General features: G+C 36.2%; 13 protein-coding genes. 1 reads left to right on the top strand and 12 read right to left on the bottom strand.

Annotated elements, in window-relative coordinates:
* Positions 1-28: 28 nt before the first annotated feature.
* From HMPREF0874_RS02060 to HMPREF0874_RS02075, 4 genes are all read right to left on the bottom strand, one after another.
* Positions 29-2,476, bottom strand: a complete 2,448-nt coding sequence (locus HMPREF0874_RS02060) for an ATP-dependent Clp protease ATP-binding subunit (RefSeq protein ID WP_008601083.1) — start codon at positions 2,474-2,476, stop codon at positions 29-31.
* Positions 2,477-2,710: 234 nt separating this feature from the next.
* Positions 2,711-3,772, bottom strand: coding sequence for a protein arginine kinase (locus tag HMPREF0874_RS02065; RefSeq protein ID WP_008601084.1), 1,062 nt, complete (start codon positions 3,770-3,772; stop codon positions 2,711-2,713).
* 9 nt (positions 3,773-3,781) lie between these two features.
* Positions 3,782-4,321: a UvrB/UvrC motif-containing protein gene (locus tag HMPREF0874_RS02070; protein ID WP_012864447.1), complete on the bottom strand. Its 540-nt coding sequence runs from the start codon at positions 4,319-4,321 to the stop codon at positions 3,782-3,784.
* A 6-nt stretch (positions 4,322-4,327) separates the two neighbouring features.
* Positions 4,328-4,807, bottom strand: a complete 480-nt coding sequence (locus HMPREF0874_RS02075) for a CtsR family transcriptional regulator (RefSeq protein WP_004696020.1) — start codon at positions 4,805-4,807, stop codon at positions 4,328-4,330.
* A gap of 213 nt (positions 4,808-5,020) precedes the next feature.
* Between HMPREF0874_RS02075 and HMPREF0874_RS02080 the strand changes: the two genes are divergently transcribed.
* Positions 5,021-5,527, top strand: coding sequence for an S-adenosylmethionine decarboxylase family protein (locus tag HMPREF0874_RS02080; protein WP_008601088.1), 507 nt, complete (start codon positions 5,021-5,023; stop codon positions 5,525-5,527).
* 80 nt (positions 5,528-5,607) lie between these two features.
* Here HMPREF0874_RS02080 and HMPREF0874_RS02085 read toward each other — a convergent pair whose 3' ends face one another.
* The 8 genes from HMPREF0874_RS02085 to HMPREF0874_RS02120 all read right to left on the bottom strand — a co-directional run bounded on the left by HMPREF0874_RS02085 (position 5,608) and on the right by HMPREF0874_RS02120 (position 13,223).
* Positions 5,608-6,291: an HAD hydrolase-like protein gene (locus HMPREF0874_RS02085; RefSeq protein WP_004696982.1), complete on the bottom strand. Its 684-nt coding sequence runs from the start codon at positions 6,289-6,291 to the stop codon at positions 5,608-5,610.
* A 1-nt stretch (position 6,292) separates the two neighbouring features.
* A complete protein-coding gene (gene sufU, locus HMPREF0874_RS02090; protein ID WP_004696027.1) occupies positions 6,293-6,718 on the bottom strand; it encodes a Fe-S cluster assembly sulfur transfer protein SufU in 426 nt (141 codons plus the stop codon).
* A 14-nt stretch (positions 6,719-6,732) separates the two neighbouring features.
* A complete protein-coding gene (locus HMPREF0874_RS02095; protein WP_008601092.1) occupies positions 6,733-7,962 on the bottom strand; it encodes a SufS family cysteine desulfurase in 1,230 nt (409 codons plus the stop codon).
* A 12-nt stretch (positions 7,963-7,974) separates the two neighbouring features.
* Positions 7,975-9,021, bottom strand: coding sequence for a SufD family Fe-S cluster assembly protein (locus HMPREF0874_RS02100; RefSeq protein WP_004696032.1), 1,047 nt, complete (start codon positions 9,019-9,021; stop codon positions 7,975-7,977).
* A gap of 9 nt (positions 9,022-9,030) precedes the next feature.
* Positions 9,031-10,440, bottom strand: a complete 1,410-nt coding sequence (gene sufB, locus HMPREF0874_RS02105) for a Fe-S cluster assembly protein SufB (RefSeq protein WP_004696034.1) — start codon at positions 10,438-10,440, stop codon at positions 9,031-9,033.
* An 8-nt stretch (positions 10,441-10,448) separates the two neighbouring features.
* Positions 10,449-11,192, bottom strand: a complete 744-nt coding sequence (sufC, locus tag HMPREF0874_RS02110; RefSeq protein WP_004696035.1) for a Fe-S cluster assembly ATPase SufC — start codon at positions 11,190-11,192, stop codon at positions 10,449-10,451.
* Positions 11,193-11,486: 294 nt separating this feature from the next.
* Positions 11,487-12,743 (bottom strand): diaminopimelate decarboxylase, encoded by a 1,257-nt coding sequence (locus HMPREF0874_RS02115; protein WP_008601096.1) that lies wholly within the window; start codon positions 12,741-12,743, stop codon positions 11,487-11,489.
* 63 nt (positions 12,744-12,806) lie between these two features.
* Positions 12,807-13,223, bottom strand: a complete 417-nt coding sequence (locus HMPREF0874_RS02120) for a DoxX family protein (protein ID WP_004696040.1) — start codon at positions 13,221-13,223, stop codon at positions 12,807-12,809.
* Positions 13,224-13,355: the final 132 nt, after the last annotated feature.

The following is a 13,355-nucleotide window of genomic DNA, read 5'->3' on the forward strand; positions in this document are numbered from 1 at the left end:
TCATCAACTGTATAATTTGTATTTTTTATCATATTGATACAACAAGATCATTATCCTTTGCATCTGCTTTAATAATTTTGCCTTCTTTTGCATCTCCTTTCAAAATAAGATCCGACACTGGGTCCTCAATTAAACGTTGAATAGCACGTTTTAATGGTCGAGCCCCCATCGTAAAATCAGAGCCTTCCTTAACGAGTAATTTCATAGCCTCAGGAGAGATTTCTAATTGTAAATCACGCTCTTCAAGACGTTTTGTAACATCACTCATCAAGATAGTTACAATTTCTTTTAAGTCCTCTTCAGTTAATGGATGGAATACAATCATTTCATCGATGCGGTTTAAAAACTCAGGTCTAAAATAACGTTTTACCGCATCCATTACCGACTTCTTAGCCTCTTTAAAATCAATTCCTTTATTTTCATCAACATTAGAATCAGCCTTTTTAGCTGCTAAGAAACCAAGTTCTGGAGAGTTTTTATGTAAAGCTTTAGCACCTAAGTTACTTGTCATAATAATAACTGTATTTCTGAAATCTACATTTCTTCCTTGACTATCAGTAAGACGACCATCATCAAGAACTTGTAACAAAATATTAAAGAAATCTGCATGTGCCTTTTCCACTTCATCGAGGAGGATAACGCTATATGGTTTACGACGTACCGCATCTGTTAACTGGCCACCTTCTTCATAGCCTACATAACCTGGAGGGGCACCGACTAAGCGAGACACAGTATGTTTTTCCATATATTCAGACATATCAAGTCGAATCATAGCAGATTCATCGCCGAACAAGGAGGATGCAAGCGCTCTTGCTAGCTCAGTTTTCCCAACCCCTGTTGGTCCAAGGAACAAGAATGAACCAATAGGCCGTTTTGGGTCTTTTAATCCAGCCCTTGCACGGCGTACAGCTTTAGCTACAGCAGTAACAGCCTCATCTTGACCTACTACGCGTTTATGAAGTTCTTCTTCTAAATGTAGTAAGGTTGCAGACTCTTCTTCTGCAATTTTAGCCACTGGAATGCCTGTCCATTGCGCTACTACAGCAGCTATGTCTTCCTCTGTTACTATTAACTTTTGATCACTTTTTTCTTTAGCGATAGATTTTTTATCACCAATTTCTTTTACTAGTGATTGTTCTTCATCGCGAAGCTTTGCAGCCTTTTCGAAATCTTGAGACGTAACAGCCGCTTCTTTTTCTTTCTTAACTGTATTGAGGCGATCCTCTAATGCTTTAACATCAGGTGCTGCAGAAAATACTTTCATACGAACCTTAGATGCAGCTTCATCGACTACATCGATAGCCTTATCAGGTAAGAATCGATCTGTAATATATCGGCTAGATAAAGACACAGCTGCTGTTAATGCCTCATCTGTAATCTTAGCCTTATGGAAAGCTTCATACCGATCTCTTAATCCCTTTAAAATTTCAAGAGCATCCTCTTCGTTAGGCTCTCCTACTTGAACGGGTTGAAAACGACGCTCTAAAGCAGCATCTTTTTCTATATGTTTCTTATATTCATCAAGTGTTGTGGCACCGATAACTTGGAATTCACCTCGTGCCAAAGCAGGCTTTAAGATATTAGCTGCATCCATAGCGCCTTCAGTAGCACCTGCCCCAACCAATGTATGAATTTCATCTATAAAGATAATCATATCATCATGTTGTTGTACTTCATCTATGGCTTTTTTCAACCGTTCTTCAAATTCACCACGGTACTTGGCACCCGCTAACATAGAACCAATACTAAGAGAAATAATGCGTTTATTACGTAAAATCTCCGGTACATTACCAGTCACAATACGCTGTGCCAAGCCTTCGGCAATAGCTGTTTTACCTACACCTGGTTCACCAATAAGAACAGGATTATTTTTAGTTCTACGGCTGAGAATTTGAATGACTCGTTGAATCTCCGTATCACGGCCAATAACAGGATCAATCTTACCTTGTTTAGCAGACTCATTAAGGTCAGTTGCAAAATCTGACAGCTCACCTAAATCATTATTGCTATTTATTCCCTCTTGACCACCATTATTGCTACCTTTATTCGAGCCAAGAATACTACGAATTGCTTCTACTACGTCATTACTACGTATATTCATAGCTCGTAGAATAGCAACAGCAACACCGCTACCATCGCTAAGTAGGCCCAATAGAATATGCTCAGTACCAACGTAGTTGTGATTCATGTGATTTGCTACTTGAATGGCAAGCTCAAGCACATGCTTAACGCGAGGTGTCATATATATTGACGTTGCCTTTTTATTACCACGTCCTACATGTTCTTCTACAGCTTCAAAAATATCTTCTGTAACAAGGCCAAGCTCTTCTAAAGCTTTAGCTGCTACACCATTTTTAACCTTTGTAAGGCCGATGAGTACGTGTTCAGTACCGACATAGTCATGTCCTAACTCCAAAGCAGCCTCTTGAGCTAACGAAAGAACACGCTGTGCATCGTCTGTAAACCGTTGCATCATAATATCACCTCATCTATCTATGTAAATTGTAATTATTTCTTTTCAAATATATGTAAACAATGGTGAAATAACCATTGGAATATCAAAAATATTATTAAACTCTATTAATCTATTATGCTATCTAGTATTAATATTTACTATTTTTTACAAATCTCTTAACAGTAAACTAAGAAAATTATATAAATCAATCTATACAAAATAAATAATCATGCATTAATTATTTATGTACTTATATTAATTTGAAATTTTTTGACGTATCACCTTTGCACGATAGCTGTCGCGATCGGTATCTGTCAAATTTTCACTACCTAAGTATTTAGAGAGGAAGTTTGGTCTAGTTATAGCAACAAGCTCATTAAAAGTATCTTTACCCCAGAATGGTAATATTTCTAAATCTACACCTAATTGAATATCACTAAGCTTACTAAGTGCCTCTTTACCGCTTACACGTCGTGCATATTGTAAAACTCCATAGGATCGCCAAAGTATATCTTCCAAACCTTCTTTATCATTGTGTAATAAAGATTGCCGGGACTTTCGTTCTTCTGCAATAATTCCTTCTACGATTTTAATCAATTGCTCAATAGTTGCTTCTTCACTAATCCCCATCGTTCGTTGATTAGAAATCTGGTAAATACAACCTAAAGCTTCGGAACCTTCCCCATACAAACCTCGTACAGAGTAACCTAATTGTATTATGTTACGAATGAGTCTCGTAATACGACCAGATAACGTCAATGCGGGTAAGTGTAACATAACAGAGGCCCGTAAACCTGTACCCACATTAGTGGGGCAAGCAGTTAAATAACCAAATCGCTCATCAAAGGCATAAGGGTATTTTGCTTCGATAGCTTTATCAATTTGAACTGCATGATTATAAGCTTGTTGCAATTTAAGTCCTGAAGCCATAGATTGAATACGTAAATGATCTTCTTCATTTACCATAATTGCGATAGAAGCATCATCAGATACGATCAAATTACGATACGGTAATTGTTCCTCTAAAGCAGGACTCATTAAATGTTTTTCAACTAAGACAGCACGTTCACGTTGACTTAATTGCTCAAGGCTAATATTTGTATATTGATGCTCATCAGCCTTTTTTAATATTGGCAATAGGCCTCGAGAGATTGTATTCACTTTTTCTAAGGAAACTATATCTTCACGATTCGTAAACAATATATCATCAAAATTTCTCGCCAATCGTATACGACTTGAAATTACAATGTGGTCAGTCGCCTCTGTATCCTGACACAGCCACTGACTTAGCGGAGAGTCCAATATAGTATCTAACATAAGAACCTCCTATTCGTTATCACCATCGATGATAACTTCTAGATTTTTAATTTTATCTCTTAAAATTGCGGCTTCTTCAAAGTTTTCAGCTTGAATAGCTGTATCTAATTGACGGCGCAATTGCTTTACTTCATACTTTGCTTTAAATACATTAGTACCACGACTAGGTATAGCCCCTTCATACTCAGAACTACCTTGTATTCGTTCTAATAATGGATTTATTTCACTATTAAAAGTCTCATAACATTGACCACAGCCAAACTTACCTACCCGATTGAATTCATCATAAGTAATACCACACTGAGGGCATCTCTTAGATTGATGAGCTTTTAATAAGTTATCTGGATACACCATATTCTTAAAAAAATCATTAGTAAAAAAGTTATTATCCCACATATCATTCATAAAAGAACTATAAGGAGATAATTTCCCAGCTTGTTGTAACTCGGTGGCACAAGCACTGCAAAGATGTTGCTCAGTCTTTTGATTATTTATGATATTAGTCATATGGATAGTAGCTTCATTTTTATGGCAATGATCACATAACACAAATCATCACTCCTTCCGTAAAGTGTCCACCATTGATGCATATAATTGACGAACAGCATCATTACGTTCTTCTACGTCTACATTTTCAATTAATGTAGCAAAAGAATTATGCATCAATTGAGCTTCACGACGGGTAATCTTTTCAGATTGTAATAATTGAAATAATGATTGATCTACATCTCGCATATCAATTAATCGTTCTACCGTATTTGGACCTTCATAAATCCGATAAGTTGTAACAGCAGGTAAAGAATCTGAACTTTCTGGGTTAATTTTTTTGATTCGAATATATCCACCCAAGCCACGTCTTGACTCAACATCAAAACCGCGCTCATTAGAAAAACGCGTACTTAACACGTAACTAATTTGGGATGGCGCACAATCTAATTCATCAGCCAATTCATTACGCTTTAAAATTAGCTTTTCTTGTTCTTCACGCATACGGTCTAATATAAATTTTTCTATTTTATCAGCTATCATACTCATAAAAAACACCCCTTTAAAGTTTATTTACTATGGTTTTGACTATTTGTTCTTTAGCATAACTTTATTATATTTGACTTTTTAACCTTAGTCAACATAAAAGTCAAATTTCATAAAAATAACGTTTGACTTTTAATGTATTCTCATATAATTGGACTTAATGCTTAAATCTATGTATAATAAATGAGATATTATTTTCTGAAGGAAGGTGTTGTTATGGCAGAAGCATTAGGACAAGAACTGTTAATTGATTTATATTCCTGCGATGAAGACGCAATTTCATCCGCTACAGCTGTACAGGAAAGTGTAGCAACCGCATTTGACTTAGCTGAACTTGATGTAGATGAAATCAGTTGTCAGGTTATGGATGAGGAAATCGCCCTTCTTTCTGTCGCACTAGGTTTTCACTTTACATTGCACACATATCCTGCACTTGGTTATGTAGCAGTTGATTTGTATTCCTTCGAGCAAACATTACCGCTTACGTTAATTATGAAAGCCTTACGTAAATCTTTTAGAGCTGAAAAAGTAAAGGCAACAAGTGTGCAACGTGGCGACTTTGGTAACGAACGTGATATGAAGCCACGTCGCAAAACTAAGATTACTACACTTGGTCGTGTTTCTCGTACACGTATCCAACTCAAACAAACAGGAGGCAAGTTGAAAAAACAAAGTGCTAAGGTTATCAAAACATTAGCTAAAAAGAGTGGCCTAAAAAAATAACATAAAATGAAAATGCAAAAAAGCTAGAGGATTTCCTCTAGCTTTTTATTTGGGTTGATATGTAATTCTATTTATATAGCTTATCTACGAACCATCATTTCTTCAAGATTGAGAACATCAGCAATTTCATCAACATCATCACAGATATATTCAGCATCCGCTTCTTTTAACTCAGATTCTGTACCGTAACCATAGGTAACACCGATGGAGATACAGCCAAGTTCATTAGCTGCTTCTACATCGTACTTACGATCTCCAACCATGAATGTCAATCGACGACCATTTTCATCAGTTAATGGGTTACCACATAGCGTGAGAGCTTTTTCAAGAATTTCTTTTTTGTGTAACAATCCCGCTTCGTAATTAGCACCAACAATAACATCAAAGTATGGTGTCAATTCAAAGTGATCAAGAATATCTTTAGCATAATGTTCTGGTTTTGCAGTAGCTACAGCTATAGTATATTGTTCAGTTTTGCATTTAGCCAATAAGTCTACAATATTCGGATATACTTTATTTTCAAATTTACCGATGGTACCATAACGTTCACGGAATTTAAAGTATGTTTCTTCCGCTTGCTCAAAGGTCAAACCACAATGTTCTTGGAAAGCATCTACCAATGGTGGTCCTAAGAACAATTGTAATGTTTCTTCATCAGGTACAGTATAACCGAAATGTTCCAATGCAAATTTAATGCTTTTAAGAATACCTTCTTGAGAGTCAGTTAAGGTTCCATCTAAATCAAATAATATCGTTTTCTTCATATTATTTCTTTAAAGCCTCTTTCAATGTATGCCATGCAAGAACTGCACATTTTACACGTGCTGGCATATTAGAAATATTTTGTAGAGCCATAGCATCTTCTAATTCTTCTAACTCATTTTCATCGGTAATCTCTTTTTTAATCATACCCAAGAAAATTTCTACTAAACGAAGCGCTTCCTCAACAGATTTGCCCTTAATGATATCAATCATCATAGATGCAGATGCTTGGCTAATAGCACAGCCAGAACCTGTATATGCAGCATCTTTAATGATACCATCTACTACATTGAGTTGTAATGTTAGATCATCACCACAACTAGGGTTATGTCCATGTTCAGAATTTGTAAATTCAGATAATTCATGCTTATTACGTTTATCTTGGTTATGTTCCAAAATAAGTTCCGTATATAATTGATCCATTTCCATTAGTGGTAATTCTCCTAATCTTTAAAACCCATTACTGAACGAACAGTCTTTAATACTTCAAGGAATGCGTCTAAATCTTCCTTGCGAGTGTATAAGTACATACTTAAACGAGTAGATGCAGATACATTGTAGAACGCACCTAATGGTTGTGCACAATGGTGACCGGAACGAACGCAGATCCCCTTAGAATCCAAAATTGTAGCTACGTCATGAGGATGTACATCATCTACAGTGAACGCAATAACGCCATGTTTTTCCTTAGGATTTTGAGAACCAATAACATGGACATGTGGCAATTCAACAATCTTAGGAAGAATATAAGCTACTAACTCCTCTTCATAGGCTTCTATAGCATCCATTCCAAAGGATTCCAAATAATCAATAGCTGCATGCAAGGAAACGGCACCATCAGCATTTGGAGTACCTGCCTCAAACTTATATGGAAGCTCATTGAATGTAGCAGTTTGCTCTTTTACATACTCAATCATATCGCCACCCAATAGGAATGGAGGCATAGTTTCTAATAAATCACGTTTACCGTATAGTACACCAATCCCTTGAGATGCACACATTTTATGGCCAGAGAATACGAAGAAATCGCAATCCAATGCTTGTACGTCAATTTTTTTATGAGGTGTAGATTGAGCACCGTCTAGAACAACAATAGCACCTACAGAGTGAGCCTTCTCAGTTAATTCTTTTACTGGGAATTCCATACCAAGCACGTTACTAACATGAGCGAAAGCAACAATTTTAGTCTTTTCATCAATTTTATTGATTTCACCATCTTTTAAGTGCCCATGTTCATCAAGATACATGTATTCTAAGATTGCCCCCGTCTGTTCTGCCACATATTGCCATGTTACAAGATTCGCATGATGTTCAGCAACAGTAATGACAATCTTGTCACCTTTTCTCACATTATGAAGGCCATAGCTGTGGGCAATCAAGTTCATTGACTCCGTACTATTACGTGTAAATATAACCTCTTCTCGTTCGCGAGCATTGATAAATTCAACTACGCGATCCCGTGCATTTTCATAGTCTTCAGATGCTTCAATGGCTAAAATATGAGAACCACGATGTGGGTTACCATTACGTTGTGTCATATGTTCCACAACACGGTCAATTACGGACTGTGGAATTTGAGCAGTAGCACCGCTATCTAAATAGATAACACGATGCCCATTATGCTCTTTATGTAATATAGGAAAGTCTTTGTATGCTTCTGCAATTGGTCTCATAAAAACGCCTCTTTAAATTTTATTACGTACAGCTGCTAACGCTGCTTCTTCAATCGTTTCATCACCAATGCGATCAATAATAGGTCGAATCATAGATTCAACAATGATATGTTTTGCCTCTACCTCACTAAAGCCACGGCTCATGATATAGAACAATTTATTATGATCAATTTGGCCTGCACTTGCTGCATGATTACCAACTACATTATCTTCTTTACACAATAAAAGTGGTAACGAAACAGATTTTACAGTTGGATCTAACAATAAGCAAGTATCTTCTTCTGCACCTTCAGAAGCTGTTGCTCCATTAAGGAAATCAAGGGTCCCTCTGAAGGATTTTTTAGAATTGCCACTAAGAGCACCTAAGGTATGAATATCACTAAATGATTTTTTACCACCATGACTCATAACCATAGAAATATCAAATTTTTGCTCTTTATTACCAAGATAAGCAATGTCATGAACCATACGGGATTCTTGACCTACTAAATCATGATAGTAATTCAAGATGTTTTCACTGCCACCAATTTCAATATTGATGTATTCTACATCTGCTTTTTCTTCTAATTTAGTGTATCGATGCTCGATATGCTGTACATGTTCAGGCAAAAGATTTACCTTTTTTACTACAACCTTACCAGCTTCTTTCACATCGTATTCGTTTAAATAGCTAACATTTGTCAATGCATCGCCAGAACCAGTTACATAGAATTGTACTTCTAGCTCAGCACCTTCACCAACGATAAATTGGAAACGGTTTGCTACACGAGCATTAGCATCAATGCGGATGCCTACAACTTCTTTCGCCTTAGGAGGCACATTGATAGCATAGCCTTCCGCTTTTTCAACTAATACATGAACAGCTTCTTTATTAGCACCTTCATAATTACCATCTAGTAATGCTGTACCAACAGGTAATGGTGAAAGTATATCTTTATTAGCTTCCACAGCGATGGATTGTACCGCTGTATCTTCTCCAGCTAGAGAGCTTACAGTATGATTAACGCGCAACCATCTGAATGTCGGTCTAGGGAGTTCATTAAATAGTAATTCGCTCATAATTCCTCCTTAACCGATAGAACCTTCTAATTCAAGATTGATTAGATTGTTCATTTCTACTGCATATTCAAGTGGCAATTCTTTAGAGATTGGCTCTACGAAACCACGAACTAGCATCGCACGAGCTTCTTCTTCGCTAATACCACGAGTCATAAGATAGAAAATTGCTTCGTCGGAAATACGACCGATTTTAGCTTCATGACCTAAATCCACATTGTCATTTTCTACGATAATAGCCGGAATTGTATCAGATTGAGACTCAGCATCAAGCATCAAGGATTCACAAGAAACTGTTGCTTTGGAATGTTCAGCTTTAGGGCCAATCTTCAAAAGGCCACGATAAATTGCAGCGCCACCGGATTTAGAAATGGATTTAGAGTTTACATTACTTGTTGTATATGGTGCATTATGTACCACTTTACAACCTGTATCGAGGAATTGTCCTTCACCTGCGAATGTTACACCTGTAAATTCAGCATGTGCACCTTCACCGTTGAGAATACTCATTGGGTACAAACAAGAAACTTTGGAGCCAAAGGAACCAGATACCCACTCAATTGTACCATTTTTACCTACTACACAACGTTTTGTGTTAAGGTTGTACATGTTTTTAGACCAGTTTTCAATTGTAGAATAACGCAATGTAGCATTATCTTTAACGAACAGTTCAACAGCGCCTGCATGAAGGTTAGACACATCATACTTAGGAGCAGAACAACCTTCGATAAAGTGCAATTTAGCCCCTTCTTCTACGATAATCATCGTATGTTCGAACTGACCAGCACCTGGTGCATTCAAACGGAAGTAAGATTGCAATGGAATCTCTACTTGTACACCTGCAGGAACGTATACGAAGGAACCACCAGACCAAACGGCACCGTGAAGAGCAGCCCATTTATGGTCTGTAGGTGGAATTAATGTCATCCAGTATTTTTTTACGATTTCTTCATGTTCATGTAATGCTGTTTCGATATCAGTATAGATAACACCTTGCTTAACAAGATCTTCTTGAATACTGTGGTAAACAACTTCAGAATCATATTGAGCACCAACACCAGCTAGAGATGTTTTTTCCGCTTCTGGAATACCTAAGCGGTCAAAAGTACTTTTAATTTCTTCTGGAACTTCATCCCAGTTTTCTTTCATATCTACTTTAGGCTTAACATATGTATGAATATTTGCCATATCTAAGCCCGAGATATCAGGAATCCAATTTGGAATGCCCATGCGATTATAGATTTCCAAAGACTTTAAACGGAAATCGAGCATCCATTCTGGTTCATTTTTATTAGACCAAATCTCACGGATAATATCTTCTGTTAAACCGGCATCAGAGATATAAGAATATTCAAATTCGTTCTTTATATCATAGACGCCACGGTCCATATCCGCGACTTGGGTTTTCTTTCTTTCTTCCATTATGCCTCCTATGCTAATGCTTTGTATGCGTCATAACCTTTTTCTTCGATTTCACGTACAAGAGAAGCATCACCAGTTTTAACAATCTTGCCATTAATCAACACATGAACATAGTCTGGTTTTAGTTTTTGTAAAATTTGGTTATGATGAGTAATGATTAATACAGCATTTTCTTCGTTATGGAAACGTTGTACACCTTCAGATACGATACGAACCGCATCTACGTCAAGGCCAGAATCAGTTTCATCAAGAATAGCCAATTTAGGATTCAAAATGGACATTTGAAGAATTTCATTCTTCTTGCGTTCACCACCAGAGAAGCCTTCATTTACATAACGTTGCGCATAAGATAAATCAAAGGATAATTCATCCATTTTTTCTTTCAATTCTTTTTTGAAAGATAATGCACGTACATTTTCACCAGTAATTGTGGATTTAGCTGTACGAATGAAGTTTTCTACAGTAATACCAGGAATAGAAATTGGATTTTGGAAGGACATAAAAATACCCGCTTTTGCACGATCGTTTACTGCATCTTCCGTAATATCCTTACCATCAAAAATGATAGAACCACTATCTACTGTATATGTAGAGTTACCCATGATTGCATTAGCAAGTGTAGATTTACCAGCACCATTTGTCCCCATCACAACATGAATTTCACCTTTATTAATTGTTAAATCAATACCTTTCAAGATTTGTTTCTCTTCAACAGATACCTTTAAATCTTTTATCTGAAGTAATTCAGCCAAAATGTTCACTCCTTTTATTTGTATGTAACCATAAGAAACATACACTCATTATATATAAAACGTATATACTGACACATATAAAAAGGCGGTACGCACTAACGTGAATACCGCCGTAATTCTCGCCAACTTAGCAAGTATGTGCATAACAATCTACACTCATTATACATTCTTATCTAAATGATAGCAAGATATTCCTACTAAAATATACAGGAATTAAAAGAATATCAAGTATTACATATATTGATAGGTTTTTATTAATATTAATTCTCATCCTATTCGATTCTCAATATTAAATTATAGGTTTGAAAAATCAAGAGTTCCAAATAAATCATCATATGTTTCAGCACGACGAATTTGTGTAACAGAGCCATCTTTATGTAGCAATAACTCTGCAGAACGTAATTTACCATTATAATTGAAACCCATAGAATGTCCATGTGCACCAGCATCGTGAATGATGACACGATCTCCAATATCAATTTTTGGCAGCTCTCGTTGAATAGCAAATTTATCATTATTTTCACATAAGGAGCCTGTTACATCATATACATGATCCTTGGGAGCATTTTCTTTCCCCATTACGGTAATGTGATGATAAGAGCCATACAACGCCGGACGCATAAGATTTGCCATACAAGCATCTAAACCGATGTAATGACGATAAATATCTTTTTTATGAATAGCAGTAGAAACAAGATAACCAAATGGACCTGTTACCATACGCCCACATTCATAAGCCAATGCTACATCATTAAGTCCATTAGCTACTAAAATTCGATTATACGCTTCTTCTACACCCTTGCTTAATACGCGGAAGTCTACTGGTGTTTGTTCTGGTTTATAAGCTACACCTACACCTCCACCTAAATCAATAAATTCAACAGTGATACCAAGTTCTTTTTTAATATCTACAGCAAGATTAAAGCAAAGCTCTGCTGTACCAACTAAACCGTCAATATCAAGTTCGTTAGAAACAACCATTGTATGAATACCAAAGTGTTTTACACCTTTAGCTTGTAATTGTTTATACGCTTCAAATATTTGTTCGCGTGTCATACCATATTTAGCTTCTTCAGGAAGGCCAATAATTGTATTGCCCCCTTCTTTTAAAGAACCCGGATTATAACGCACGCAGAATGTATCTGGCAAAGAGCCATGATTTTTTTCTAAATATTCGATATGTGTAATATCATCAAGATTGATGATTGCACCCATTTCAAGTGCCTTTTTATACTCCACATATGGTGTATCATTAGATGTGAACATAATATCATGGCCCGTAATACCCACTTTTTCACATAAAAGTAGTTCCGCTAAGGAAGAACAGTCTGCGCCAACCCCAAGCTTTTGTAACAAACGCATGATATACGGATTTGGAGTTGCTTTAACTGCAAAATATTGCTTAAATCCCTTATTCCAAGAGAATGCATTGATGAAAGATTTCATATTCTCAATAATTCCTTCTTCATCATAAATATGGAATGGAGTTGGATACTGAGCAATAATATTTTCTAATTGTTCTGACGTGAATGGAACTGTTTTTTTGTTCATGATAACCTTTCTACATAAATAAAAGACTCATCAGCCGATGAGTCTTTTATTCTAATTTCCTAATTATTTAAATAAAGCTTTATCTAAACTAAAGCGACCAGCACCAGCAAAGAATAACATAAGTGCACCAAAGCCTAATTGAGATGGGTAGTCCCAGCTAAAGAAACTACCATTCAAACTCACAATAGTCGCAGTTGCTAAAGTACCTACAACTAGAATAGCACCAATACGTGTAAATAATCCTACTGCAATGAGAATACCACCAATCATTTCTGCAAGTGCTGCCATAGTGCCTAACATCTCATAACCACCGGATACACCTAAAGGTGCTAACATAGTCCCTACTTTGTAGAGCCCTTCAGCTCCGCTAAGCCATTTTAAATAACCATGATAAAACATGGAAATGCCCAATGCAAGGCGATAAATCAATAAGCCAAAATTTACATAATTAGGTTTACTTTTAAAAATAAAGTTCAACATAGTGATCCTTCTTTCAATTCAAATATAACAAATCGAATAAATTCGATACACTAATTATACTATTAGAGAATAACTATGTCAATAAGACTCACTATTAAATTCTATAGAATTATATCATACATTGTATACAAA

This window comes from Veillonella sp. 6_1_27, from assembly GCF_000163735.1.
Taxonomy (GTDB): Bacteria; Bacillota; Negativicutes; order Veillonellales; family Veillonellaceae; genus Veillonella; species Veillonella parvula_A.

Excerpts from the sequence above, each read along its gene's own strand:
- HMPREF0874_RS02060 (WP_008601083.1), bottom strand. The coding sequence starts at position 2,476 with ATGATGCAACGGTTTACAGACGATGCACAGCGTGTTCTTTCGTTAGCT.
- HMPREF0874_RS02065 (WP_008601084.1), bottom strand. The coding sequence starts at position 3,772 with ATGTTAGATACTATATTGGACTCTCCGCTAAGTCAGTGGCTGTGTCAG.
- HMPREF0874_RS02075 (WP_004696020.1), bottom strand. The coding sequence starts at position 4,807 with ATGAGTATGATAGCTGATAAAATAGAAAAATTTATATTAGACCGTATG.
- HMPREF0874_RS02080 (WP_008601088.1), top strand. The coding sequence starts at position 5,021 with ATGGCAGAAGCATTAGGACAAGAACTGTTAATTGATTTATATTCCTGC.
- HMPREF0874_RS02085 (WP_004696982.1), bottom strand. The coding sequence starts at position 6,291 with ATGAAGAAAACGATATTATTTGATTTAGATGGAACCTTAACTGACTCT.
- sufU (WP_004696027.1), bottom strand. The coding sequence starts at position 6,718 with ATGGAAATGGATCAATTATATACGGAACTTATTTTGGAACATAACCAA.
- HMPREF0874_RS02095 (WP_008601092.1), bottom strand. The coding sequence starts at position 7,962 with ATGAGACCAATTGCAGAAGCATACAAAGACTTTCCTATATTACATAAA.
- HMPREF0874_RS02100 (WP_004696032.1), bottom strand. The coding sequence starts at position 9,021 with ATGAGCGAATTACTATTTAATGAACTCCCTAGACCGACATTCAGATGG.
- sufB (WP_004696034.1), bottom strand. The coding sequence starts at position 10,440 with ATGGAAGAAAGAAAGAAAACCCAAGTCGCGGATATGGACCGTGGCGTC.
- HMPREF0874_RS02115 (WP_008601096.1), bottom strand. The coding sequence starts at position 12,743 with ATGAACAAAAAAACAGTTCCATTCACGTCAGAACAATTAGAAAATATT.
- HMPREF0874_RS02120 (WP_004696040.1), bottom strand. The coding sequence starts at position 13,223 with ATGTTGAACTTTATTTTTAAAAGTAAACCTAATTATGTAAATTTTGGC.